The sequence below is a fragment of the Stenotrophomonas sp. Steno-C17 genome (assembly GCF_056393165.1).
In genome coordinates this window covers 136158-160541 of sequence record NZ_JBWJPD010000007.1, presented here as the reverse complement: position 1 = coordinate 160541, position 24384 = coordinate 136158, and the positions used below count along the sequence as shown (strand labels likewise).

At 67.2% G+C, this 24384-nt stretch carries 17 protein-coding genes; 11 read left to right on the top strand and 6 right to left on the bottom strand.

The window, feature by feature from the left end; translation table 11 throughout:
- Nucleotides 1-28: 28 nt before the first annotated feature.
- The 5 genes from AC06FA_RS08640 to AC06FA_RS08620 all read left to right on the top strand — a co-directional run bounded on the left by AC06FA_RS08640 (nucleotide 29) and on the right by AC06FA_RS08620 (nucleotide 4857).
- Nucleotides 29-1618, top strand: coding sequence for a calcineurin-like phosphoesterase C-terminal domain-containing protein (locus AC06FA_RS08640; RefSeq protein ID WP_478067936.1), 1590 nt, complete (start codon nucleotides 29-31; stop codon nucleotides 1616-1618).
- A 35-nt stretch (nucleotides 1619-1653) separates the two neighbouring features.
- Nucleotides 1654-1938, top strand: a complete 285-nt coding sequence (locus AC06FA_RS08635) for a hypothetical protein (RefSeq protein WP_478067935.1) — start codon at nucleotides 1654-1656, stop codon at nucleotides 1936-1938.
- A 91-nt stretch (nucleotides 1939-2029) separates the two neighbouring features.
- The gene (locus tag AC06FA_RS08630; RefSeq protein WP_478067934.1) at nucleotides 2030-3052 is read left to right on the top strand and encodes a glucokinase; all 1023 of its coding nucleotides are present in this window, start codon (nucleotides 2030-2032) and stop codon (nucleotides 3050-3052) included.
- 51 nt (nucleotides 3053-3103) lie between these two features.
- Nucleotides 3104-4102 carry a glycosylasparaginase gene (locus tag AC06FA_RS08625; protein WP_478067933.1) on the top strand — a complete coding sequence of 333 codons (999 nt, stop codon included), beginning with the start codon at nucleotides 3104-3106 and terminating at the stop codon, nucleotides 4100-4102.
- Entirely contained in the window at nucleotides 4099-4857 is a 759-nt protein-coding gene (locus tag AC06FA_RS08620; protein WP_478067932.1) for a copper homeostasis protein CutC, read from the top strand. Before AC06FA_RS08625 ends, AC06FA_RS08620 begins: the two co-directional genes overlap by 4 nt.
- 73 nt (nucleotides 4858-4930) lie before the next feature.
- On the opposite strand, the gene AC06FA_RS08615 is transcribed toward AC06FA_RS08620, so the two are convergent.
- Nucleotides 4931-8017, bottom strand: coding sequence for a TonB-dependent receptor (locus AC06FA_RS08615; RefSeq protein WP_478067931.1), 3087 nt, complete (start codon nucleotides 8015-8017; stop codon nucleotides 4931-4933).
- Between the two features lie 757 nt (nucleotides 8018-8774).
- Here AC06FA_RS08615 and AC06FA_RS08610 point away from each other — a divergent pair.
- The 6 genes from AC06FA_RS08610 (at nucleotide 8775) to AC06FA_RS08585 (ending at nucleotide 18729) form a co-directional block, all read left to right on the top strand.
- A complete protein-coding gene (locus tag AC06FA_RS08610; RefSeq protein WP_478067963.1) occupies nucleotides 8775-11240 on the top strand; it encodes a GH92 family glycosyl hydrolase in 2466 nt (821 codons plus the stop codon).
- Between the two features lie 97 nt (nucleotides 11241-11337).
- Nucleotides 11338-12387, top strand: coding sequence for a LacI family DNA-binding transcriptional regulator (locus AC06FA_RS08605; RefSeq protein ID WP_108761881.1), 1050 nt, complete (start codon nucleotides 11338-11340; stop codon nucleotides 12385-12387).
- Between the two features lie 120 nt (nucleotides 12388-12507).
- Complete coding sequence (gene fucP, locus AC06FA_RS08600) at nucleotides 12508-13764, top strand: L-fucose:H+ symporter permease (protein ID WP_478067930.1); 1257 nt, start codon at nucleotides 12508-12510, stop codon at nucleotides 13762-13764.
- A gap of 7 nt (nucleotides 13765-13771) precedes the next feature.
- Complete coding sequence (locus tag AC06FA_RS08595) at nucleotides 13772-14767, top strand: carbohydrate kinase family protein (RefSeq protein WP_478067929.1); 996 nt, start codon at nucleotides 13772-13774, stop codon at nucleotides 14765-14767.
- Nucleotides 14764-16005 (top strand): AGE family epimerase/isomerase, encoded by a 1242-nt coding sequence (locus tag AC06FA_RS08590; RefSeq protein WP_478067928.1) that lies wholly within the window; start codon nucleotides 14764-14766, stop codon nucleotides 16003-16005. The genes AC06FA_RS08595 and AC06FA_RS08590 overlap by 4 nt, the downstream gene beginning before the upstream one ends.
- A 105-nt stretch (nucleotides 16006-16110) precedes the next feature.
- The gene (locus tag AC06FA_RS08585; protein WP_478067927.1) at nucleotides 16111-18729 is read left to right on the top strand and encodes a beta-mannosidase; all 2619 of its coding nucleotides are present in this window, start codon (nucleotides 16111-16113) and stop codon (nucleotides 18727-18729) included.
- 83 nt (nucleotides 18730-18812) lie between these two features.
- Here AC06FA_RS08585 and mtnC read toward each other — a convergent pair whose 3' ends face one another.
- From mtnC to AC06FA_RS08560, 5 genes are all read right to left on the bottom strand, one after another.
- Nucleotides 18813-19508, bottom strand: coding sequence for an acireductone synthase (mtnC, locus tag AC06FA_RS08580; RefSeq protein WP_478067926.1), 696 nt, complete (start codon nucleotides 19506-19508; stop codon nucleotides 18813-18815).
- Nucleotides 19509-19511: 3 nt separating this feature from the next.
- On the bottom strand, nucleotides 19512-20069 hold the full coding sequence (locus AC06FA_RS08575; RefSeq protein ID WP_108756069.1) for a 1,2-dihydroxy-3-keto-5-methylthiopentene dioxygenase: 558 nt from the start codon (nucleotides 20067-20069) through the stop codon (nucleotides 19512-19514).
- A 92-nt stretch (nucleotides 20070-20161) separates the two neighbouring features.
- Complete coding sequence (locus AC06FA_RS08570; protein ID WP_478067925.1) at nucleotides 20162-20803, bottom strand: methylthioribulose 1-phosphate dehydratase; 642 nt, start codon at nucleotides 20801-20803, stop codon at nucleotides 20162-20164.
- A 529-nt stretch (nucleotides 20804-21332) separates the two neighbouring features.
- A complete protein-coding gene (locus AC06FA_RS08565; RefSeq protein ID WP_312710190.1) occupies nucleotides 21333-22760 on the bottom strand; it encodes an amino acid permease in 1428 nt (475 codons plus the stop codon).
- Nucleotides 22761-22842: 82 nt separating this feature from the next.
- Nucleotides 22843-24318 carry an amino acid permease gene (locus AC06FA_RS08560; RefSeq protein ID WP_478067924.1) on the bottom strand — a complete coding sequence of 492 codons (1476 nt, stop codon included), beginning with the start codon at nucleotides 24316-24318 and terminating at the stop codon, nucleotides 22843-22845.
- Between the last annotated feature and the right edge of the window lie 66 nt (nucleotides 24319-24384).

Below are 24384 nucleotides of genomic sequence, written 5' to 3'. Positions count from 1 at the left end.
GGGGTCTCTCTGCCCCCGGACCGCCCCCATGAAACTGCCCGCCGCCTGGCTGTGCTGCCTGTTGCTTACTTCGCCGGCGTGGGCCGCCGATACCGTGGTGAGCGGAAAGGTCTACCTGGAGCGCGACGGCAAGCCGGGGCGCGGTGCCACCGATCCCGGCCTGGCCGGGGTGCAGGTGTCCAACGGCGAAACCATTGTCAAGACCGCCGCCGATGGCAGCTACAGCCTGCCGGTGCGCGACGGCCAGACGGTGTTCGTCATCAAGCCCGATGCGTATGCGTTCCCGAAGGCCGCCGATGGCCTGCCTTCGTTCTGGCGCCACTATCGTCCCAATGGTTCGCCGGCGCTGAAGTACGGTGGCATCGCCGCCACCGGTGACGCCGCCCGCAGCTGGGATTTCGCCCTGCAGGCCGATCGCCACGACAGCCGTCGCGGCTTCCAGATGCTGGTGTTCACCGATTCGCAGACCGCCACCACGCAGGACATCGGCTACTACCAGCAGTCGATCGTGCAGCCGCTGGTGGGGCAGACCAAGGCGCGCCTCGGCACGACCCTGGGCGACATCGTCAATGACGACCTGACCCTGTACCCGGCCATCAACAAGGTGACCACCGAACTGGGCGTGCCGTGGTTCCATGTTCCCGGCAACCACGACCTGGATTTCGACGCCGCCAACGATGACCACTCGCTGGACAGCTGGCGCAACATCTACGGCCCGGACACCTACGCGGTGGAAGAGGGCGGTGCCAGCTTCGTGTTCCTGGACGACGTGGTGTACGACCCCAACGCCAAGCCGAAGTACGTGGGCGGCCTGCGCGAGGACCAGTTCGCCTTCCTGGCGGCATACCTGAAGGGCCTGCACAAGGACCGCCTGCTGGTGCTGGGCATGCACATTCCGTTGTTCGACGCGGCACCGGGGCGCGAGACCTTCCGCCATGCCGATCGCCAGCGGCTGTTCGATCTGCTCAAGCCGTTCCGCAACGTGCTGGTGCTGAGTGGGCACAGCCACACCCAGCAGCACGTCTACCACGGCAAGGCCGAGGGCTGGCAGGGTGACAAGCCGCTGCACGAATACAACGTGGGCGCCAACTGCGGTGCGTTCTGGTCCGGCGTGAAGAATGCCGCCGGCGTGCCGGACAGCACCATGAGCGACGGCACGCCGAAGGGCTATGCGCTGCTGGATGTGGCCGGCAACGGCAGCTACCGCCTGCAGTACCGCGTGGCCGGCGCCCCGGCCAGCGAGCAGATCGGCCTGCATGCGCCGAAGGTGCTGCGCCAGGGCGCCTACCCGGCCTGGGGCGTGTATGCCAACGTGTACATGGGCGAGGACGCCAGCGTGGTGGAATACCGCGTGGACGGCGGCGCGTGGCAGCCGATGAAGCAGGTCAGCCAGCCTGACCCGCGCCTGCTGGTGGAAAACGTGGCTGACGACCTGGCCACCACCCTGCGCGGCTACGACCGTTCGCCGGAAGCGACCGCGTCGCCGCACCTGTGGCGCGGCGCGCTGCCGACCGGCCTGGAGGTGGGCAGCCACAAGGTGGAAGTGCGCTCCACCCAGCCCGACGGTGCGGTGTTCACCGCGACCACGACTTACAGCCTGCAGACCGCCCAACCCTGACGGGGGACGCGGCTGCCACGACGAAAGGACGCGCCATGGAAATCCGCTTCATGGCCGGCACCACGCCGGTCACCCTCAGCCGCCACTGGTTCACTGGCGCAATGCAGCTGCGCAGCGCCAGCGAGACGGTCTGGGTGCAGCACCCGCTGCATCCCGGCACGCATTTCTCGTTCTCGCTGGTGCAATCGTGGATGCGCCACATTGGCGGCCACCAGGTGCTGGTGGAACGCACCCGTCCGCTGCTGTTCGCCGGGTTCCGCCCACAGCGCCTGCGGGTGCTGGTGGACGGGGTGCAGGTGGCCGAGCAGGAAGGCATGTAAGCGCGCGCGGGCCAGGACCGTGTCGCAGCGTTGGCAAAGCCGCAGGGATGCCCGAGAATCGACGCCGATCCGTCGATTCAAGCAGGCCCGTGTGAACGTCGCAGCAGTAGACCCGTCTTCCTCCGACGCCCGTGGCGCCGGCGTTCCGCACACCGTAGTGGTGGCCGATGTCGGCGGCACCTTCGCCCGCGTGGCACTGGCCGCCCTCGTGCCCGGCCAGACGCCGCGGCTGGGCGGCTACCGCACCTATGCCTGCGCCGACCATCCCAGCCTGGCGGCGATCCTGGCCGATTTCAGCGGCCACCTGGATGCGCCCGTGCACAGCGCGGTGGTGGCCATTGCCGGCGTGCTGGATGGCGATGTGCTGATCAACGCCAACCTGCCGTGGACGGTTTCGCTGTCGTCCACCCGCGCGCAGTCGGGACTGGACGAGCTGCAGCTGATCAACGATTTCGAGGCCGTGGCCCTGGCCGTGCCGTATCTGCAGCCGGAGACGCTGGTGCCACTGAACGGCCCGGGCGATCCGACGCAGGCCTTCCCGGCGCTGGTGCTGGGGGCGGGCACCGGCCTCGGTGCGGCGCTGCGCTTTGCCGACGGCGACCGCCCGGTGTTGGCCAGCGAACTGGGCCACGCTGCGCTGGGTGCCGGTACCGCGCTGGAACTGCAGGTGCTGGCCAAGCTGCTGCAGCGCTGGCCGCACGTGGACAACGAGCGGGTGCTGTCCGGCAGCGGACTGCTGAACCTGTACCCGTGCCTGTGCGAACTGCGCGGCGTTGCACCGCAGTGGTCGACCACCGAGGCACTCATCGGCGCCGCGCGCAGCGGCGAAGATGCGGTGGCCGTGGAAACCCTGCAGGTGTTCTGTGCGTGGCTGGGCAGCCTGGCCGGCGATGCGGCCATTGCCGTGGGCGCACGTTCGGTTTATCTGGCCGGCGGCATTTCCACCCACGTGCAGGATTTCCTGGCCGATGGCCGCTTCCGCGAGCGCTTCCTCAACAAGGGTGTCCTGGCCGATGTGCTGCGCCAAGTGCCGGTATGGCGGGTAGAACATGGCCAGCTGGGCGTGCTCGGCGCGGCTGTCTGGCACGCTGCGCGAGGGCCGCGCGCGGGCTGAAACACGCAGCCGGCCCCGGGTCGGCATCGCTTTGTTCAAGGGGAGGGCAACATGGTGGATCGCAGGCAGTTCCTGCAGGCCGGTGCGCTGGCCGCGGGCATGGCCGCTTTGCCGGGTGTGCAGGCGCGCACCCAGGGTGGGGCGAAGGTCGTTTCAACGTGGGACTTCGGCGTGCCGGCCAACCAGGCGGCGTGGAAGGTGCTTGCCCAGGGCGGCAGTGCGCTGGACGCGGTGGAAGCCGGTGCGCGCTGGGCCGAGAGCGAGCTGTGCAATCCGACGGTGGGCCACTGTGGCAATCCCGATCGCGACGGCGTGCTGAGCCTGGACGCGAGCATCATGGATGGCGATGGCCGCTGCGGCGCGGTGGCGGCGCTGGTGGACATCGCGCACCCGGTGTCGGTGGCCCGCAGGGTGATGGAAAACAGCCCGCACGTGCTGCTGGTGGGCGAAGGCGCGCAGCAGTTCGCGGTGCAGCAGGGGTTCGAGCGCAAGCGATTGCTGACCCCGCAGGCCGAGGCCGCCTGGCGCGAATGGTTGAAGACCGAAAAGTACCAGCCGCAGATCAACGCCGAGCGCCGTGGCATTCCCGGCAACAGCGACAACCACGACACCATCGGCATGCTGGCGCTGGATGCCAACGGGCATCTTGCCGGCGCCTGCACCACCAGCGGCATGGCGTGGAAGCTGCACGGACGGGTAGGCGACAGCCCGATCATCGGTGCCGGCCTGTACGTGGACAACGAGGTGGGCGCCGCCACCGCGTCGGGCGTGGGCGAGGAGATGATCCGCAACGCCGCCTCTTTCCTGGTGGTGGAGCTGATGCGGCAGGGCCGCACGCCGGCGCAGGCCTGCCGCGAAGCGATCGACCGGGTGGTGCGCAAGCGCCCCGAAGCCAGCCGCACGCTGCAGGTGTGCTTCCTGGCGATGAACAAGCAGGGCGAGGTGGGTGCGTACGCGCTGCATCGAGGCTTCGTCTACGCCGTGTGCGATGGCCAGCGCCAGGATGACCTGCGCGATTCGCCCTCGATCTACACGAGCAGCCAGACGTGAGCGCCGCGCTGACGCTGGAAATCGCCAGCAATTCATTGGCATCGGCGCTGGCAGCACAGGCCGGTGGCGCCGACCGCATCGAACTGTTCGACAACCTGGGCGAGGGCGGCACCACGCCGTCGTTCGCCAGCATCGCCCTGGCACGCGAGCGCCTGCAGATTCCGTTGTTCGTGCTGGTGCGGCCGCGCCCGGGCGATTTCCATTACGACGCACTGGAAACCGAGCTGATGCTGCGCGATATCGCGCAGTGCCGCGCACTGGGCTGCGATGGCGTGGTGATCGGTGCGCTGGATGTGCACGGTGGCATCGACCTGCCGCTGTGCCGCGAGCTGGTGCGGGCCGCAGGACCGTTGCAGGTCACCTTCCACCGCGCATTCGATGCCGCACGCGATCTGCCGTCTGCATTGGAACAGGTGATCGAACTGGGATGCACCCGGGTGCTCAGTTCAGGCGGTCAGGTCAGTGCCGAGGCAGGCAGCAGCATGCTGGCCACGCTGGTGGCGCAGGCGGCAGGGCGGATCAGCGTGATGGCCGGGGCAGGGATCGGCCCGGCCAATATCGCCAAGATCGCGCGGCAGACCGGCTGCAGCGAACTGCATGCATCGGCCAAGGGCCTGCGGCGCTCGGCCATGCAGTTCCAGAACCCGCTGCTGCGCGGCCTGGACCCGGACTGGCACCAGACCAGCACCGGCACGGTAGCGGCATTGCGCAAGGCGTTGGACGGCGCGGCACATAAAAACGGCAGCCACCTGTGAAAGCGTAGCTGCCGTGGAGGACCGTTGAACGGGGTCGGATTCCTTCGCAGAAGGGCTCCGACCCCGGTAGCGCTTAGAACTTGTAGGTCGCGCCGAAGTAGATCTGTCGGCCCGAATACAGGTTGGAGATCAGGCGCGACTGGGTGTCGTTGCCCAGGTAGATGCGCTGTTCCGACTTGGTGGCGTTCAACACCGAGGCGGTGAAGGTCAGCGCTTCGGTGAAGTTGTAGGCCACGTTCAGATCCAGCTGGTCGTACGGTTCGGTGTACTGGGTCATGCCGTTGACCAGGCCACCGACCACTTCACCGCGACGGTTGTACGAGGCGCGGGCCAGGAACCGGTCGGTTTCGTAGAACACCGTCAGGTTGGCCTGGTTCTTGGCACTGCCCACCAGCGGCGATGCACCCAGGTTCTCGCCATTGAGCTCGATCGAGGCCAGGTTGGTGTCGTTGTAGGTGTAGTTGGCCTGCACGCCCAGGCCGAAGTCGAAGGTGTACTGGCCGTACAGCTCCACGCCCTGCGACACTGCATCGCGGCCGTTGGCCTGGGTGCTGTAGTTCTGCACCGTCACCATTTCGCCGCCGACTTCCATCTGCACGTCACGCACGATCGGCACGGTGAAGTTGCTGATGTCCTTGCGGAACAGGCCGACGCCGGCGACCGCGCCCGGCATGAAGTACCACTCCACGCCCAGGTCGTACTGGGTCGCTTCGAAGGCTTCCAGGTTCTTGTTGCTGCCACTGCCGGCCCAGCCTTCGGTCGGTGCACCGCCGGCAACGCGGCGGTCATTGACGTACTCGGGGCTGTAGTAGCTCAGGCTGCCGGGTGCGGCGATGCTGGTGTAGCTCGGCCGTGCCACCACCTTCGACGCGGCGCCACGCAGCACCAGGTTGTCGGTGATGTCCCAGGCAATGTTGAAGCTGGGCAGCACGTCGGTGTAGGTGCGGTCCGAACCGATCAGCTCGTAGCTCTTCTCGCGTGCCAAGGCATCGGGCAGGCGCACGAAGCCGCTCTCGCAGCCGTAGGTGGGGAAGGCGGCGGCCGCCGGATCATCGCAGGACATCGGCGCGCCGGAGGCGTTGTCCAGGAAGTAATCGTTGAAGCGTTCGATCGAGTCGCTGGACTGGGCGAACTGCTTGGTGCGCACCACGCGCACGCCGACGTTGCCGCGCAGGCGCTCGGTACGGAAGTTGGCCTGGAAATAGCCCGAGTAGATCTTCTCGTTGACGTTGTAGACGAAGTCGTCCTCAACGCGGTTGTGCGACGAACCGTAGGTGTTGTTCAGATAGTCGATGTAGGACGGGAAGTTGATGCCCGGGAATACATTCGCATTGAAGCCACCGGCGATGCCGCTGATCGGGTTGGACAGGAAGAAGCCGGGCTGGGCGATGCCGGCAGTGTTGTCACAGCCCGCCTGGTAGCGGCTGTCATAGTCGGCCGGGTCGGCGCCCTGGCAGACCCAGTAGGTGTTGCCGGTATTGCGGTGGACCTTGCCGTCACGGTACTTGGCGCCGAACTGGATCGAGTCCAGCCAGCCGCTTTCGAACATCTTGGTGACATCGGCCTGGAAGTGGTTCTGCTCGACCTCGGTCTGCATCCACGACGAATCGGTCGAACCGGTGTCGACCTCGGCGATGCCATTCATCAGCACCTCCTGCAGGTTCGGCGAGACGGTCAGCGACGGGGTGCCGGTCAGGTCCCACGCGGTGTACTGGTTGCCCGATTCCCACACGCCGTTGACGCGGCGGCGCGGCTTGGCCGACATGCGGAAGTTCATCGACGGGCCACCCTCGGACCAGGTGCGGCCGCCGCTGAAGGAGGCCTTCCACAGCGGGCTGATGTCCCAGTCGATGGTCAGGTCGGCGGTCTGCGAGAGCGCCTTTTCGCGGCTGTAACCACCGGTCAGCTGCGGGGTGGGAATGGTGCAGTCATCCGGTCCCCAGCCACCCGGGGCCAGGCCTGCGGCAGCCGCTTCGTCTTCGCTGCAGTAGTAGGTCTTGCCGGCCAGCTTTTCGAACTGTGCGCCGGTGACCACGGTGCCACTGGGGTCGAAGCTGAGGCCGTTGAGCAGGCGGCCGCCGGCCCAGTTGCCGTCACCGTTGTAGCGCGCCATGTTCCACTCGGGCACCTTCAGCATGTTCTGCGTGTAGTCGCCGTCCAGCTGGAAGCGGAAGTAGTTGGCGGTCAGGGTCAGGTTGTCGACCGGCTTGAACTGGAAGGTCAGCTGGCCACCCTTGCGCTCGCGCTTCTCTTCCTTCACCGCGAAGTTCACCGAGGTGGGCATGAAGAAGTCGCTGTAGTTGCGCCCGAACTGGTCGTTGAAGCCGGAGTTGCCCCACCAGTAGTTGATGCCGCCCTGGGTGAGGGCGTTGCCGTTGACATCACGGGCATCGACATCGGTGCCGTACCACTGGTAGTTCTCGGTGGTCACTTCCATGGTGCGGCTGGTGCGCTTCTGCTGGGTCACGCCAACCAGCACGCCGAAGCGTTCGTCCTTGCTGTGCCACGAATACAACGCCGACGCCTGCGGGTCGACATCCTGGTGGGTATCGGAGGAGACGCCTTCCAGGGTCACGTAGCCGGAGTTGGATTCCATTTCCAGCGGGCGGCGGGTGTGCAGGATGACCGTGCCGCCGATGCCGCCTTCGTCGATGCGTGCTTCCGGCGATTTGAACAGCTCGGCGCTGGAGAGCATGTTCGACGGCAGCAGGGTGTAGTTGAACGAACGGCTGGCCTCGTCATTGGTTTCGGAGGTGGCGATGTAGTTGCCGTTCAACTGGGTCAGGGTCAGGTCGGGATCGAGGCCGCGCACGCTGACGCTCTTGCCTTCGCCGCCGTCGCGGGTGATGACCACGCCGGGTACGCGCTGCAGCGAATCGGCAACGTTCTTGTCGGGGAACTTGCCGACGTCCTCGGCGGTGATCACTTCGACCACGGCGTTGGCGTCGCGCTTCTGCTGCAGGCTCTTCTCGATCGCATAGCGGTAGCCGGTGACCTGCACGCTGTCCAGCGTGGTGGCGTCGGCGCTGCCGGTGGTCGGTTGTGCGCTGGCCTGCTGGGCAGCGGCGCCGGTCGGCGCGACGGCTGCGGCCAGGGCCAGTGCGACGGCGAACGACAAGGCGTCGCGGCCGTGCGTACGAGTTGAATGCTTGATTGCCATCTCTCCCTCTCTCATGGATTGATCCGGTGACTGACGCGGAAACTTGAATCGATCTAATCTGCGGTGCCGATTTTGCTGATGCCGCGCGGCTGCCTGGGCGGCGCGCTGTAGTTCGGGTACGTCCTGTGCCGGTCCCCAACGCCGGGCCATCCCATGGGATCCGCTTGGATCGATCTAAGCGATGGCGGGGCGATTTTTAGCATGGCTGGAGGGTGTGCGCATGCTGCTGCGCAATATTGCAGGGACGTGTCTACCGAATGATGTTTCGCTGAAATGCGCTGGAATCGTTTACATGCGCAAAAGGGGAGGGGTGGTTCGGCAGGGCTTGCAGCCCTGCACCTGCTTTTCGAGCCGAAGCCGAAGCCGAAGCAGGATCAAAGGCGGCTCTGGCTTTCTGTGAGTTGGGCGGGGCGGTGTGGGCTGGCAGGACACGCCGTAAACCCGTCCCTGGGGGCTCGTAGGCGCCATCCATGGCGCCTGCGGTCCTGCCAGCCCACACCGCCCCGCCATCCCACGGAAAGCCCGCTTTTGCCGTTGCTGTTGCCGTGGCTCCCAGCAGGTGCAGGGCTGCAAGCCCTGCAAAAGAAAACCCCCTCTTTGCTGCGGCGCAGAATGCATGGGCGGGCGCTCCCTGCTTTACTTCAATCGATCTAAATCCGCCGGGGTGCGGATTTGTACCGATGGAAACGGGGAGTTCGGCCGCAGCGGCCGCCCCCCGCTGCCGCCCTGCCGCCAAGGAGTCCTGTCCGTGACCAGGTTGTCCCGCCGTCGTTCCCTCCTGCGCCTGCCGGCGCTGTCCCCGCGGCCGCTGGCCCGCGCCGCCTGCCTGCTGGCCCTGGCCATCACGCCGTGGCTGCAGGCCGCACCCGCTGCGCTCGAGCGCGAGGTCAATACCTTCATCGGCAGCAAGGATGACGGCAATACCTTCCCGGGCGCGTCCGCACCGTTCGGCCTGATCCAGGTCAGCCCGATCGGCAGCCACTATTCGGGCTGGCGCTACGACGACGAAAAGATCCGCGGCTTCGGCCATTCCTTCCTGTCCGGCGCCGGTTGCTGGGAACAGGGCGGCCAGGTCTCCATCCTGCCGGTCACCGGCAGCATCGGCCCGGGCGGCGACTTCGACATCGCCAACCCGAAGCAGTTCGACCACAAGGCCTATGCCGCCAACTACACCCACGACGGTGAAGTGGGCCAGGCCGGCTATTACAAGGTGCGCCTGACCAGCTACGGCGGTATCGATGCCGAAGCCACCGCGCGCACCCGCGCCGCGGCCGAGCGCTACACCTTCAGCCAGCGCACTGGCGATGGTCATGTGCTGGTGAACGTGGGCCAGGCCAACGAGCGCCATTCGGTGATCGGCAGTGTGGTGGACGTGGTCGGCGACCGTGTGGTGGAAGGCAAGCTGGTTACCAAGAGCTTCTGTGGCGGGCACCAGTACACCACCTGGTTCCGGGTTGAATTCGATCGCCCGTTCAAGGCACACGGCACCTGGGGCGAGGCCGGTGGCCTGGCCAATGCGCGGCACAGCATGGAAGGCGAGCAGAAGCCGAACGGTGCCTGGCTGACCTTCGATCTGGCCAAGGGCCAGTCGGTCACCGCGGTCAGCGCGATCTCGCACGTGGATGCCGAAGGTGCACGCACCAATCTGCGCGCCGAGGGCATGCAGGGTGGGGCGCTGATCGCTTTCGACCGCATGCGCGCGCTTTCTCAGCAGGAATGGCGCGAGCAGCTGGCGCGGGTGCGCGTGCAGGGCGGCACGGGCGATGACCGCACCGTGTTCTACAGCGCGCTCTACCACGCGCTGCTGCAGCCGCTGACCGGCAGCGATGCCGACGGCCGCTATCGTGGTTATGACGATGGCGTCCACCGCGCCGATGGCTGGACCTACTACGAGTATTTCTCGCTGTGGGACACCTACCGTGCGCAGAACCAGTGGTTGGCGCTGACCCGCCCGGACGTGGCGCGTGATATCGGCCGCACCCTGCTGGCCATCGACGAGCAGGGCGGGTGGCTGCCGCGCTGGGGCTATGCCAACTTCGAAACCAACATCATGACCGGCGATCCGGTCACCCCGTTCATGGTCGACCTGTGGCGCTTCGGTGCGCTGAAGGGACGGGAATCGCAGGCCTGGGACGCGCTGCGCCGCAATGCCTTCGGCACGCCGCCGCTGAACTCGCGGATGGCTGGTCGCTCGGGCAACCCGACCTACCTGGACAAGGGCTATGTGGTCTACGACCGCGCCTTCCCATCCAAGGGCATGGACGTGGACCCGCACCACGGCGGCTCGGCCACGCTGGAATACGCATTGGCCGATTGCGCGCTTTCGCAGATGGCCGACGGCCTGGGCCATGCGCAGGACTCGGCCACGCTGCGTGAGCGCGGCCGCAACTGGCGCAAGGTGTGGGACCCGCAGGTGCGCGACGCCGAAACCGGCTTCACCGGCTTCCCGCGCCCGCGTACCGAAGACAACCAGTGGTACACCCCGGCCGACGGCCACTACAGCCCGCGCTCGCACCATGGCTTCCATGAAGGCACCGCATGGCAGTACCAGTGGCTGGCGCAGCAGGACGTGCCGGGCCTGGTCGAAGCGATGGACGGCCGCGAGCAGGCCGGCCGCCGCCTGGATGCCTTCTTCGCGATGGATGCGCTGCAGGCCGATCCGCTGACGGCCGCGCGCAAGGAATGGGTGGTGGGGCCGTACAGCTACTACAACCAGTTCCGCTACAACCCCAACAACGAACCGGACCTGCACGCGCCGTGGCTGTACACGCTGATCGGCCAGCCGTGGAAGACCGCCAACGTGCTGCGCGCGGCGCAGCAGCTGTTCACCAACGCGCCCAACGGCGTCACCGGCAATGACGACCTGGGCACGATGTCGGCCTGGTACCTGTTCAGTGCCATCGGCATGTACCCGGCAGTGCCGGGCAGCGGCCAGTTCCTGCTGCACACGCCGCGTTTCTCCAAGGTGGAAGTGGACATGGGCAACGGCCGCACGCTGCGCATCGACGCGCCCGGAGCCGATGGTCGCCGCCTGCAGTACGTGCAGGGCGTGCAGCTGGATGGCCGTGCGCATGCGCCGGTCTGGCTGGACTGGAACCAGCTGCAGCAGGGCCCGCGCCTGCAGTTCGCACTGGATGCACAGGCCCCGATCCAGGGCTGGGGCACGGCAGTGAAGGATCTGCCGGTGTCATGGTGCGCTGCACCAGGCAGCGTGCTGCGCTGAGCCATCGTCGTGCCGTTCGCGGCCAACCAGCGAACGGCACGGCACGAATGGCCTCCGATCCATTAGGCTTGACCCTCCCGAGGAGCCCGGTACAGCGATGAACGACAACGACGGCACTTCCAGCAAGCGTTCCGGCAAGGCGGTGACGGTGACCGACATCGCCCGTGCGATCGGCGTGTCGCGCGCCACCGTGTCGCTGGTGCTGCGTGGCAGTCCGTTGGTCAATGTCGATACCCGGGCCAAGGTGGAAGCCGAGCTGCGGCGCCAGCGCTACGTCTACAACCGTGCGGCGGCCAACCTGCGCCGGCGGACCTCCAGCAGCATCGCGCTGGTCATCAACGATCTGTCCAACCCGTTCTTCGCCGAATTCGCCTCCGGCGTGGACGAGGCGCTGGGCGGGCGCGGCTATGTCACCCTGCTGGGCAGCACGGGCGAATCGCCGCAGCGCCAGCAGGCGGTGCTGTCCACGCTGATGGAGCACACCCCGGCGGGCCTGATCCTGTCGCCGGCCGAGGGCAGTGATGCCACGCTGCTGCGCCAGGCGCTGGGCGCCAACGCCAACGTGCTGTTGTTCAACCGTGAACTGGAAGGGGCCGACTGGGACTTCCTGACCCTGGACAACCAGCACGGTGCCTATCTGGCCACCCGCCACCTGATCGAGCGCGGCCACCAGCAGATCGCCTTCTTCGGTGGCCATGCCGATTCAAGTTCCTGCCACCAGCGCCGCGCCGGCTTCCAGCAGGCGCTGGCCGAGGCCGGCCTGGCGCTGCCGCCGGGCTGGATGATCGAGTCTGCGCCGAACCGCCTGGAAGCGGCCGCGCGCACCGACGAACTGTTCGCCGATGGCCATCGTCCCAGTGCTGCGGTCTGCTACAACGACACCGTCGCGCTGGGCCTGATGCTGGGCCTGAACTCCCGCGGCATCCGTCCGGGCGGTGATTTCGCGGTGACCGGTTTCGACGATATTTCCGAGGCATCGGTGGCCGTGCCGCCGCTGACCACCCTGACCGCCGACCCGCGCGAGCGCGGCCGGCAGGCCGCCGCCTTGCTGCTGCAACGCCTGGATGATCCCGATGCACCGCCGCGGCGCACCGTCGCCCCGGTGCAGCTGCGCGTGCGCGAGAGCAGTGCCGCGCGGCCCAACTGATTTTCCAAGACCTTTTCCCTTCCACGTACCAACGACCTACACGCGCATCGAGGCGCGAACCGCATGCCGATTTCCGCAACGCCCCGTCCATCGGGATCCAACAGCAGCCAGGCGCCGGTGATGAATGCCCGCGCGGCCCTGTGGGTGGCCACCACCATCTTCTTCATGTGGGGCTTCCTGACCAGCCTCAACGATGTGCTGATCCCGCACCTGAAGGCGGTGTTCGAGCTGAACTACACCCGCGCCATGCTGGTGCAGTTCACCTTCTTCGGCGCGTACTTCCTGATGTCGGTGCCGGCCGGTCGGCTGGTGGCACGGCTGGGTTACAAGAAGGGCATCATCGCCGGCCTGCTGATTGCCGGTGTGGGCGCGCTGGGCTTCTGGCCGTCGGCCGCGCTACGCACCTACGATGCCTTCCTGGCCTCGCTGTTCGTGCTGGCCACCGGCATCACCGTGCTGCAGGTGGCGGCCAACCCGTATGTGGCGCTGCTGGGTCCGGAAAAAACCGCCTCCAGCCGCCTGACCCTGGCGCAGGCGCTGAACTCGCTGGGCACCACGCTGGCGCCGCTGTTCGGCGGTTTCCTTATCCTCAGCACCGCGGTGAAGAGCGGTGACGAGATCAAAGCGATGCCGATGGCCGAGCAGCTGGCCTACCGCGCCGCGGAAGCGCAGTCGGTGCAGGGCCCGTATGTGGGCCTGGCGATCGCACTGGTGCTGCTGGCCGTGTTCGTCTACCTGTTCCGCCTGCCCAGCCTGACCGAAACCACCGAGCAGGCCGACACCAGCCACCACACGCTGCTGGATGCGCTGAAGCACCCGCACGTGCTGTTCGGCGTGCTGGCCATCTTCTTCTACGTCGGTGCCGAAGTGTCCATCGGCAGCCTGATGGTGAACTACCTGGCACTGCCGGAGATCGGCGGCATGAGCGAACAGCAGGCCACCCATTACGTGTCGGCCTACTGGGGCTGCGCCATGGTCGGTCGTTTCGCCGGTGCCTGGCTGCTGGCCAAGTTCTCGCCGCGCCGTCTGCTGGCCGGCTTCGCGGTGGCCAATGTGGTGCTGCTGGCGGTCACCCTGGGCTCGGGCGGCAAGGTAGCGCTGTACGGCATCGTGGCCACCGGCCTGTTCAACTCCATCATGTTCCCGACCATCTTCTCGTTGGCCATCGAACGCCTGGGTCCGCTGACCAACAAGGCGTCCAGCCTGCTGATCATGGCCATCGTCGGTGGCGCGATCATTCCGCTGCTGCAGGGCATGCTGGCCGATCGCATTGGCCTGCACCTGAGCTTCGTGCTGCCGGTGGTCTGCTACGTCTACATCATCTTCTACGGTCTGGTGGGCTCGCGCCCGCCGGCCGTCGGCCCGCAGGGAGGCTGAGTCCGAAATGGGTGCCATTGTCTGCTTCGGCGAAATTTTGATCGATCTACTAGCGCAGCCGCCGGCCTCGGCCGACACCCCGCGCGCCTTCCTGCAGTACGCCGGCGGTGCGCCGGCCAACGTGGCGGTGGCCGCTGCCCGGCTGGGCGCGCAGACCCAGTTCGTGGGCATGCTGGGCCGGGACATGTTCGGCGACTTCCTGGCTGACAGCCTGGCCGAGCACCGCGTGGGCACCGACTACATCGTGCGCACCGACGCGGCCAAGACCGCGCTGGCGTTCGTGGCGCTGGACGCGCACGGCGAGCGCAGTTTCAGCTTCTATCGGCCGCCGGCGGCCGACCTGCTGTTCCGTGACAGCGATTTCCAGGGCGCCTGCTTCGATAGTGCCGCCTGCTTCCATGTGTGCTCCAACAGCCTGACCGAAGCGGATATTGCTGCCGCCACGTTCGCTGGCATGGAGCGTGCGCGCGCGGCCGGTGCGGTGGTCAGCCTCGACCTGAACCTGCGCCCGGCGCTGTGGCCGGCCGGCACCGATCCCATGCCGCGCCTGTGGCAGGCGCTGGAGCGTGCCGACCTGGTGAAGTTGTCGCGCGAAGAGCTGGACTACCTGGCCGCGCCACACGGTGCCGAAGGTGACCAGGTCGTGCTGCAGCGCCTGCTGGCCGCGCAGGCCCGCTGGGTAATCGTCACCGATGGCGCCGCCACGCTGCGCTGGTACACCCGCCAGCAGCAGGGCCAGGTCACCAGTTTCAATGTGGCCACGGTCGACACCACCGCCGCCGGCGATGCCTTCGTGGGCGGCGTGCTGGTGGGCCTGCTGGAGCGCGGCGGTGCCGGCGCCGGCTTCGCCGCCTTCTGCCAGGATCCGCAGGCGATCACCGAAACGCTGCGCTTCGGTGCGGCCGTCGGGGCGCTGGCGGTCACCCGCAAGGGCGCCTTCGCGGCCATGCCCTCGCTCGATGAAGTGCAGCACCTGCTGCAGACCCAGGAACTTTCCGCATGACCCAGACCGCCTCCCGCTTCGTTCCGCAGTTCCGCTCGGCCGAATTCCTGCGCGCGCACATCGCCGACACGATGGCGTTCTACCACCCGCGCTGCATCGACCCCAACGGTGGTTTCTTCCATTACTTCCTGGACGATGGCACGGTCTACGATGCCGGCCACCGCCACCTGGTCAGCAGCACGCGCTTCGTCTTCAACTACGCCATGGCGTACCGCGAGTTTGGCAATGCCGAGTACCGCGATGCCGTCGAGCATGGCGTGCGCTACCTGCGCGAGGTGCATCGCAATCCTGCGACGGGCGGCTATGCCTGGACCCTGCGCGATGGCCAGGTCGAGGACGATATGAACCACTGCTACGGCGTGGCATTCGTGCTGCTGGCCTACAGCTGTGCGCTGAAGGCCGGCATCGAGCAGGCCCGCGCGTGGATGGACGAAACCTGGCAGCTGCTGGAAGCGCGCTTCTGGGAAGCCGGGCACGGTCTGTACAAGGACGAAGCCGATGGCCAGTGGAACTTCACCGGTTATCGTGGGCAGAACGCCAACATGCACATGTGCGAGGCGATGCTGGCCGCGTTCGAGGCCAGTGGCGAGCAGCGCTACGTGCAGCGCGCACTGCAGCTGGCCGACAACATGACCCGACGCCAGGCCGCCAAGGCCGGCGGACTGGTGTGGGAGCACTACGACACGAACTGGGAAATCGACTGGGACTACAACCTGGACGACCCCAAGCACCTGTTCCGCCCGTGGGGCTTCCAGCCGGGGCACCAGACCGAATGGGCCAAACTGCTGCTGATCCTGGACCGCCACGTGCAGGCCGATTGGCTGGTGCCCACCGCCGAGCACCTGTTCGATGTGGCGGTCGAGCGCAGCTGGGATGAAGCGCGTGGCGGCCTGTACTACGGCTTTGCACCGGAATCGCGGCGCCAGCCGGGCATGGACGGTGCCCCGATCGGCGGCGACAGCTTCGTCTGCGACGACGACAAGTACTTCTGGGTGCAGGCCGAAACCCTGGCCACGGCCGCGCTGATGGCCCAGCGCACCGGCGATGATCGCTACTGGCAGTGGTACGACCGGCTGTGGGCGTATTCGTGGGAGCACTTCGTCGACCACCAGTACGGCGCCTGGTTCCGCATCCTGGATGCCGACAACCGCAAGTACAGCAACGAGAAAAGCCCGGCCGGCAAGGTGGATTACCACACCATGGGCGCGTGCTACGAAGTGTTGAACGTCGTTCGTTGAGGTCTGCCGCGCTGCGCGCTCGCCGGGCACGGCCCGGCGCTAACGTGGCGTGTGGCATGGGGTAGCGCCGGGCCATGCCCGGCGGACACAACAGGAGTCTCACACGTGCATCGTCTTCCCCTCGCTGTCCGTCTGCTCCTGCTGTTGTTGATGCTCGGCAGTTTCCCCGCGCTTGCTGCACCGCTGCAGGCGCACTGGGAGTTCCGCATGCTGCCCGGCGACGCGCAGGGTGCCGCGCACCCCGGCCTGCAGCAGTGGCGCACCGCCGCCGTGCCCGGCAGCGTGCACACCGATCTGCTGGCCCATGGCCTGATCCGCGACCCCTACGTGGGCGCGCCGGAGGCCGAGCTGCAGTGGATCGGCCTGGCGGCGTGGGAATACCGCGCGCGCTTTGATGTGGACGCGGCGACCCTGGCCAAGGCGCATGCCGAATTGCGTTTCGACGGCCTGGATACCTATGCCGAGGTGCGCTTGAACGGCAAGCCGCTGCTGCGCGCCGACAATGCGCACCGCACCTGGCGCGCACGTGTGGAAGGGCGCCTGCGGCCCCGCGGCAATGAACTGCAGATCGTGTTCCGTTCGCCCATCCGCACCCTGCTGCCGGGCGTGCAGACCATGCCGCACAAGATTGCCGGCAACTATCCCTCGCCCTACGGCGATGAGCCCAAGGATGCGATGGTAGGCAACTTCGCGCGCAAGCCGGCCTACCATTTCGGCTGGGACTGGGGCCCGCGCTACGTGACCGCCGGTGTCTGGCGTGGCGTTGATCTGCAGACCTGGGACGCGCAGCGCCTGACCGATCTGGCCGTGCGTACCGATGCGCTGGACGCGCAGCAGGCGCGATTGGCCGTGCTGCTGCAGGTGGAGCAGGGCAGTGCCGCCGGCTCGGCGAAGGTGGACGTGCAGGTGCGCGATCCCGACGGCCGCGTGGTGGCCACCGTGCAGCGCACGGTGCTGGTGCAGCCCGGCCAGAACAGCGTGGAGATTCCGGTTGCACTGGACGCGCCGCGCCGCTGGTGGCCGGTGGGGCAGGGCGCGCAGGACCGATATACCGTGCGCGCGCAGTTGGGCGCCGGCGGTGACCCGGCACTGCAGCGCGAGCAGCGCATCGGCCTGCGCACGGTGGAACTGCGCCGACAGCACGACGACCAGGGCGGGCAGGGCTTCGCCTTCGTCATCAATGGCGTGGAGATCTTCGCCAAGGGGGCCAATGTCATTCCGTTCGATGCGTTCCCGGCGCGCGTGGACGTTGCACGCCTGCGCCAGGTGTTGACCGCCGCGCGCGATGCCAACATGAACATGCTGCGCAACTGGGGCGGCGGCTACTACGAGGACGATGCGTTCTTCGATATCGCCGACGAACTGGGCCTGCTGGTCTGGCAGGATTTCATGTTCGGTGGTGGCATGCAGCCCGGCTACGATCCTGCATTCCGCGCCAGCGTGGTGGCCGAAGCGCGCGACAACGTGCGGCGCCTGCGCCACCACCCCAGCATCGTGCTGTGGTGTGGCAACAACGAAGAAGAGACGGCGTGGAAGGATTGGGGCCATGGACGCGACCTGAAAGCCGCCGATCCGGCGTTCGCCGCGCGGGTCTGGCAGGGCTATGTCGATCTGTTCGGCAACGACCTGCGCCAGGTGGTGGGCGAGGAGGGGCTGGGCGTGCCGTACTGGTCCAGTTCGCCCAGCAACGATCTGGATGAAAAAGCCAACGACTCCACCCGCGGCGACAAGCACTACTGGCAGGTCTGGGGCAACCCGGCGCTGCCGGTGCAGGCGTACCTGCAGGAGACGCCGCGCTTCATGTCCGAGTATGGCCTGCAGGCCTGGCCGTCGCTGGCAACGGTGGACCAGATGGCCACCCGTGCCGAGCAGCGCATCGACAGCCCGGTGATCCGTGCCCACCAGAAGTTCATGGCCGGCGAAGGCAACAGCCGCCTGCTGCAGTACATCGAGCGCGGCTACGGTACGCCGAAGGATTTCGCGGACTTCGTCTACCTGAGCCAGGCGATGCAGGCCGATGGCATTGCGCTGGCCGCGCTGCATCATCGCGCTTCGCGGCCGTACACGATGGGCTCGCTGTACTGGCAGCTCAACGATGTCTGGCCGGGTGCATCGTGGTCCAGCGTGGATTACTTCGGGCGCTGGAAGGCGCTGCACTTTGCCGCGCGTCGCTTCTTCGCGCCGGTCACCCTGGCGGCCCTGCGTGACGAAGGCCGCACCCGCGTGCGCCTGATCAACGACGGCGCCGCGCTGGATGCACGGTGGCGGCTGCGGGTGATGGACGTGGATGGGAAAGTGCTGCGCCGTCGCGAGGCGGCGGTGACGTTGGCGGCAGCCGGGGTGACGACGGTGGGTGACTTCGGCGATGGCGAGCTGCTGGCCGGCGCCGACCCGAAGCGCACCGTGGCGGTGTTCGAACTACTGCAGGACGGCAAGGTGCGCGCGCGGCAGGTGGTGGGCTTCGTTGAAGCCAGGGAGCAGACGCTGCCGCCGCAGGCGTTGCGGGCCACGCTGGAGATCGAGGGCGATCACTACCGCCTGCGCCTGCAGAGCAGCGCTTATGTGCGTGCCGCCTGGATCGACTTCGGTGCGCTGGATGTGCAGGTGGAGGACAACCTGCTGGATCTGCTGCCGGGCGAGACGCGCGACGTCGCCGTGCGTGGCCCGGTGGACCTGGCCGCGCTGCGCAGCGCGTTGCAGGTGAAGACCCTCAACGACCGTTGAGGGCGCATCCCGCTCTGGTAGGTGCCAACCTTGGTTGGCACACCCCAAATATGCCAACCAAGGTTGGCATCTACCCTCTGCAGTTACAGCTGGATCTGCTGGAAATTCTCGACGCGGTCGTGGCCGTTCGCCGCCTGGCCGGTGCGCGGCAGCGGGTAATCGTCCAGGCGATCGATCAGGCGGGTCTGCAGCCCGGCTTCGCGCGCGGCGTCCAGCTCTTCCACCACATCGGACAGGAACAGGATCTCGCCGGCCGGCACGCCAATGGCCTGCACGATGCGACGGTAGCTGTCTGCTTCACGCTTGCCGCCCACTTCGGTATCGAACCAGCCCGACACCAGCGGGCTGAGGTCGCCGGCGTCGCTGAAGCCGAAGAACAGCTTCTGCGCCGGTACCGAGCCGGACGAATACACGTACAGCGGCAGGCCGGCGGCGTGCCAGCCCTTCAGCACCGGCGCCACTTCCGGGTAGAAGTGCGCGGTGTAGTCGCCACGGCGGTAGCCGGTATCCCAGATCACGCCCTGCAGCGCCTTCAGCGCGGTGTGCTTGCGGTCCTGGTCGATCCAGCCCTGCAGCGTTTCCACCACCAGACTGTCCTGGCAGGCGCCACCGATCTCGGTGGCCACCGCATCCAGCCAGCGGCGGATCTCCGGTTGCTGGCCGTGTTCGGCCACGAACGCCGGCAGGGCCTGGCGGGCGTAGGGGAACAGCACGTTCTTGACGAACGAAATGCTGCTGGTGGTGCCTTCGATATCGGTCAGGATGACGCGGGGCTGCATGGATCAGGACGCCTGGGTGGGGATGTAGCGGGGGAACTTCTGCGCGATGTCGGTGCCGGTGAAATGACCGACCCAGCCATCCGGCTCGGTGAAGAACCGGATCGCCACGAAGCTGGGTTCATCGCCCATGTCGAACCAGTGCGTGGTGCCATCGGGCACCGCGATCAGGTCGTCCTTCACGCATTCGATCTCGTACACCTTGTCGCCCACGTGCAGGGTGAACAGGCCAGAGCCAGCGACGAAGAAGCGCACCTCGTCTTCCTTGTGGAAGTGCTCGTCCAGGAACTTCTTACGCAGCTCGGCGCGGTTCGGGTTGTCCGGGGCGATCGAGGCCACGTCCACGCTCTTGAAGCCACGTTCGGCCACCAGACGGTCGATGTCGGCGCGGTAGGCGGCGAACACTTCATCCTGGCTGGCGCCCGGGGCAACCGGCGCGGCGGCCTGCCAGCGCTCGAAGGTAACGCCGATCTTCTGCAGTTCGGCAGCGATGACCGCGCCGTCCTGGGTATCCAGCAGCGGCGAGTCGGGGCGGGTGTCGTCGTAGATGCGCAGTCGGCTCATGGCGGCAGCTTGAACATTCCGGGGGAAAGACAGGGTAGCAGGGTGCAGGCGGTGGCCAGATGGCCAATGGGCATGTGCCTGTGCGCGATGGTTCAGCCGCGCAGCTTGCGCAGTTCCAGTTCGCAGTGCAGCAGGAACTCGAAGGCTTCCATGTGGCGGCGCGCTTCGGCCATGTCGCGGCCCCAGGCGTACAGGCCGTGGCCGTCGATCAGGTAGCCCCACAGCGGCTGGCGGTCCAGCAGGTCGTCGACCTGGGCCGACAGCACGTTCATGTCCTGGGTGTTGGCGAACACCGGAATGTCGATGGCCATTTCGTGGGTGCTGTTGCCGGCGAAGGCCTTCAGCAGTTCGTAGCCTTCCACCCGGATGTGGCCCTGCGGCGCGTACAGGCGCGAGGCGATGGTCTGCACCGGGGAGTGGGTGTGCAGCACGCAGCCCACGTCGGGGAAGCGGCGGTACAGCTGGGTGTGCAGCAGGGTTTCGGCGGACGGGCGCAGCGGGCGGCCGACGGCTTGGCCGTCGAAATCCACCACCATGATGTCGTCCTCGATCAGGCGGCCCTTGTCCTTGCCCGAGACGGTGATCGCGGCGTGGCGGTCGTCCAGGCGGTGGGAGAAGTTGCTGCTGGTGGCCGGGGTCCAGCCGGCCTGGGCCAGTTCACGGACGTTGTCGATCAGCAGCTGGGCCAGTTCGCTCAGGCGCGCGGTGTCGTAGGGGAAGGTGGGGGCGTTCATGCGGGTGATTTTACTGGATTCGGCCAACGGCTGAGCCCCTCGTGGCTGGGTCGCCGTTCTGATTCCCTGGGTTGGCCGGGCGGGGTGGGCTGGCGGGACACGCCGTAGATCCATCCATGGAGGCTCGTAGGCGCCATCCATGGCGCCTGCGGTCCCGCCAGCCCACCCCGCCCGGCCACGGACAGGTTCCGTGCGCGCCAGCCACGGAGTGAAGAGGGAAGAGCGGAAAGCGGTTCGCGGCGCTGCGCTTGCTCGCAGCCGAGCATGGCACGGCTCTACAGGGGCATCGTTCGCCGGAGAGAGTTCATCCACGCATGCCGTGAATCATCCGGACGGACCGGGAGACCGTCAGGGGCGGGGCGGGTTGGGTTCGCGGGGGTATCCGCGCCATGGATGGCGCGGCTAAGCCTCCAGGGACGGATTCACGGCGTCCCCCGCGAACCCAACCGGCCCCGCCAAACCAGCACACCCGCTCTTGCCGTTGCTCTGGCGGGTGCAGGGCCGCAGGCCCTGCAAGCAAAACAAACCCTCACTTACCCCGCAGGCGGCTGTGCTTGAAGCCGTAGCCGAAATAGATCACGAAGCCGACGATGGTCCATACGCCCATCAGCATCCAGTTGTGCAGCGTCATCGCCGACAGCAGCGCCAGGCAGCTGATCACGCCCAGGCTGCAGACCAGCCAGGCGGCCGGAATGCGGAACGGACGCGGCAGGTCGGGCTGGGTGCGGCGCAGGATCAGCACGCCTGCACAGACGGCTGCGAAGGCGATCAGCGTGCCCATCGAGGTCAGCTCGCCGAGGATATCCAGCGGGAACAGCGCCGCCAGCAGGGCGATGCCGATGCCGGTAATGACGGTATTGATGTGCGGCGTGCGGTACTTCGGGTGGATCTTGGTGAACACCGGCGGCAGCAGGCCGTCGCGGCCCATGATCATGAAGATGCGCGGCTGCCCGATCACCATCACCAGCACCACCGAGGCCAGGCCGATCAGGGCACCCACTTCCACCACCCAGCGCAGCCAGCCCAGTTGCGGATGCGCGGCCACGGCGGTCACCACCGGTTCGTCGGTGCCCAGCAGCTGGAACGGCACCAGGCCGGTCATCACGGCGGCCATGGCGATGTACAGCACGGTGCAGATCACCAGCGACAGCATCATGCCGATCGGCATGTCGCGCTGCGGACGGTGCGATTCCTGCGCCGCCACCGACACCGCCTCGAAGCCGATGTAGGCGAAGAACACCATGGCCGCGCCACGTAGCACGCCTTCCATGCCGTACTTGCCGGGGCCTTCATTGGCCGGGATGAACGGGGTCCAGTTGCTGGTGTCCACGTACTTCCAGCCGACCACGATCACCAGCACGATCAGGCCGGTCTTGAGGATCACCATGGCCATGTTCATCGCCGAAGACTTGCTGATGCCCACGTAGCACAGCCAGGTGAGCAGCAGTACCAGGATGGCGGCGGGAATGTTGGCGATGGCACCGGTTGGGCGCAGCTGCGCATCCAGTGGCGCGCTGACCAGCGCAGCCGGTAGATGGATGTCGAACTGGCTGAGGAAGCTGAGGAAGTAGCCGGTCCAGCTGACCGCCACCGCCGAGGCCGAAACGCCGTACTCCAGCACCAGCATCCAGCCGATGAACCAGGCCGACAGTTCGCCGAAGGTGGCGTAGGTGTAGGTGTAGGCGCTGCCGGACACCGGCACCATCGCGGCGAATTCGGCATAGGCCAGGGCGCAGAACGCGCAGCAGATCGCGGCCAGCACGAACGACAGCATGATGGCCGGGCCGGCGTGGTTGGCTGCGGCCTGGCCGGTGATGACGAAGATGCCGCCGCCGATCACCGCGCCGATGCCCAGCGCGGTCAGGCCCCACGGGCCCAGGTGGCGGCGCAGGCTCAGCCCGTTGGCGTCTTCATGGGCGGCATGCGGATGCTTGGTGGCCCACAGTTGCTTGAACATGTGTGTCGGTCTTGTCGAAGCGCCGTTCGAGGCGGCGCGGGGGAAAACGGACGGGCCGGCGCAGGGCCGGCCCGTAGGGCGATCAGGGCGACTTGGCCAGCTTGCTGTTGCGCATGCCGTAACCCAGGTAGATCAGCATGCCCAGCACGGTCCAGCCGACGAACAGGTGCCAATGCACCACGAAGGCCTGCCAGAACAGGAACAGACAGGTGGCCGCGCCCAGCGGGCAGATGATCCACACGGCCGGTACGCGGAACGGGCGATGGATGTCCGGCTTGGTATAGCGCAGCACCAGCACGCCGATGCAGACCGTGGCGAAGGCCAGCAGGGTGCCCATCGACACCAGCTCGCCCAGCACGTTCAGCGGCACCAGCCCGGCCAGCGCGGCGGCGATGACGCCGACCACGATCGTGGCGACATGGGGCGTGCGGAAGCGGGCGTGGACCTTGCCGAAGAGCTTGGGCAGCAGGCCGTCGCGGGAGATCGTGTAGGCGATGCGGGTCTGGCCCATCATCATCACCAGCACCACCGAGGACAGGCCGGCGATGGCGCCCACTTCCACGGCAGTCTTCAGCCAGGCCAGCTGCGGGTAGCCTTCCAGCGCGGTGGCCACCGGCTTGTCGGTGCCCAGCAGGTGGTAGGGCATCATGCCGGTCAGCACGGCGCAGACGATGATGTAGACGATGGTGCACACCGCCAGCGAGCCGAGCAGCCCGATCGGCATATTGCGCTGCGGGTCCTTGGTTTCGCCGGCGGCGGTGGAGACCGCATCGAAGCCGATGTAGGCGAAGAACACGATGGTGGCCGCGCGGAAGATGCCGCTCCAGCCGAACTCACCCGGCACGCCGGTGTTTTCGGGGATGAACGGCTGCCAGTTGGCCGGGTCGATGTGGGCCGCGCCGATGCCGATGAACAGGCAGATGACGGTGACCTTGATCGCCACGATGATCGCGTTGACGAAGGCAGACTGGGTCACGCCCACGTACAGCAGGCCCGACACGGCCGCCACGATCAGCACCGCCGGCAGGTTGAACAGCTTGCCGGACGAAACGAATTCGCTGCCCGTCCAGGCGATGGGTGCTGCGCTGAGCAGGTCCGGGAAGGGCATGTGCAGCGTGGTGGTGATGAAGCTGATCAGGTACGCCGACCAGCCCACGGCCACCGAGGCCGAGGCGAACAGATATTCCAGCACCAGGCACCAGCCGATGAACCAGGCCATGCCTTCGCCCAGGGTGGCGTAGGAATAGGAATAGGCGCTGCCGGACACCGGCATCATCGCGGCGAACTCGGCGTAGCACAGGCCCGCCAAGGCGCAGGCGAAACCGGCGATCACGAACGACAGCATCACCGCCGGGCCGGCGTGGTTGGCCGCCGCCTGGCCGGTGAGCACGAAGATACCTGCGCCGATCACCGCACCTACGCCCAGCAGGATGAGGTGTTTAGCCGTGAGGGTCCGTTTCAACGTGGCTTCGCCGTCCAGGCTGCCTTCGATGGGTTCGCCAGCATCGACGTGCCCGGCCGGTTGTACCGGCTTGACCCTCAACAGAGCTTTCAGCATGCAGAACTTTCCTGATGATCGGTTTGGGAGGGCCGCCGATACGTTGCCGGCGGCCTGGAATGGTGA

What these genes read in the sequence shown, in the direction of transcription:
- AC06FA_RS08635 (WP_478067935.1), top strand. Translation starts at nt 1,654, where the DNA reads ATGGAAATCCGCTTCATGGCCGGCACCACGCCGGTCACCCTCAGCCGC.
- AC06FA_RS08560 (WP_478067924.1), bottom strand. Translation starts at nt 24,318, where the DNA reads ATGCTGAAAGCTCTGTTGAGGGTCAAGCCGGTACAACCGGCCGGGCAC.
- fucP (WP_478067930.1), top strand. Translation starts at nt 12,508, where the DNA reads ATGAATGCCCGCGCGGCCCTGTGGGTGGCCACCACCATCTTCTTCATG.
- mtnC (WP_478067926.1), bottom strand. Translation starts at nt 19,508, where the DNA reads ATGCAGCCCCGCGTCATCCTGACCGATATCGAAGGCACCACCAGCAGC.
- AC06FA_RS08640 (WP_478067936.1), top strand. Translation starts at nt 29, where the DNA reads ATGAAACTGCCCGCCGCCTGGCTGTGCTGCCTGTTGCTTACTTCGCCG.
- AC06FA_RS08565 (WP_312710190.1), bottom strand. Translation starts at nt 22,760, where the DNA reads ATGTTCAAGCAACTGTGGGCCACCAAGCATCCGCATGCCGCCCATGAA.
- AC06FA_RS08575 (WP_108756069.1), bottom strand. Translation starts at nt 20,069, where the DNA reads ATGAGCCGACTGCGCATCTACGACGACACCCGCCCCGACTCGCCGCTG.
- AC06FA_RS08605 (WP_108761881.1), top strand. Translation starts at nt 11,338, where the DNA reads ATGAACGACAACGACGGCACTTCCAGCAAGCGTTCCGGCAAGGCGGTG.
- AC06FA_RS08595 (WP_478067929.1), top strand. Translation starts at nt 13,772, where the DNA reads ATGGGTGCCATTGTCTGCTTCGGCGAAATTTTGATCGATCTACTAGCG.
- AC06FA_RS08625 (WP_478067933.1), top strand. Translation starts at nt 3,104, where the DNA reads ATGGTGGATCGCAGGCAGTTCCTGCAGGCCGGTGCGCTGGCCGCGGGC.
- AC06FA_RS08590 (WP_478067928.1), top strand. Translation starts at nt 14,764, where the DNA reads ATGACCCAGACCGCCTCCCGCTTCGTTCCGCAGTTCCGCTCGGCCGAA.
- AC06FA_RS08615 (WP_478067931.1), bottom strand. Translation starts at nt 8,017, where the DNA reads ATGGCAATCAAGCATTCAACTCGTACGCACGGCCGCGACGCCTTGTCG.
- AC06FA_RS08570 (WP_478067925.1), bottom strand. Translation starts at nt 20,803, where the DNA reads ATGAACGCCCCCACCTTCCCCTACGACACCGCGCGCCTGAGCGAACTG.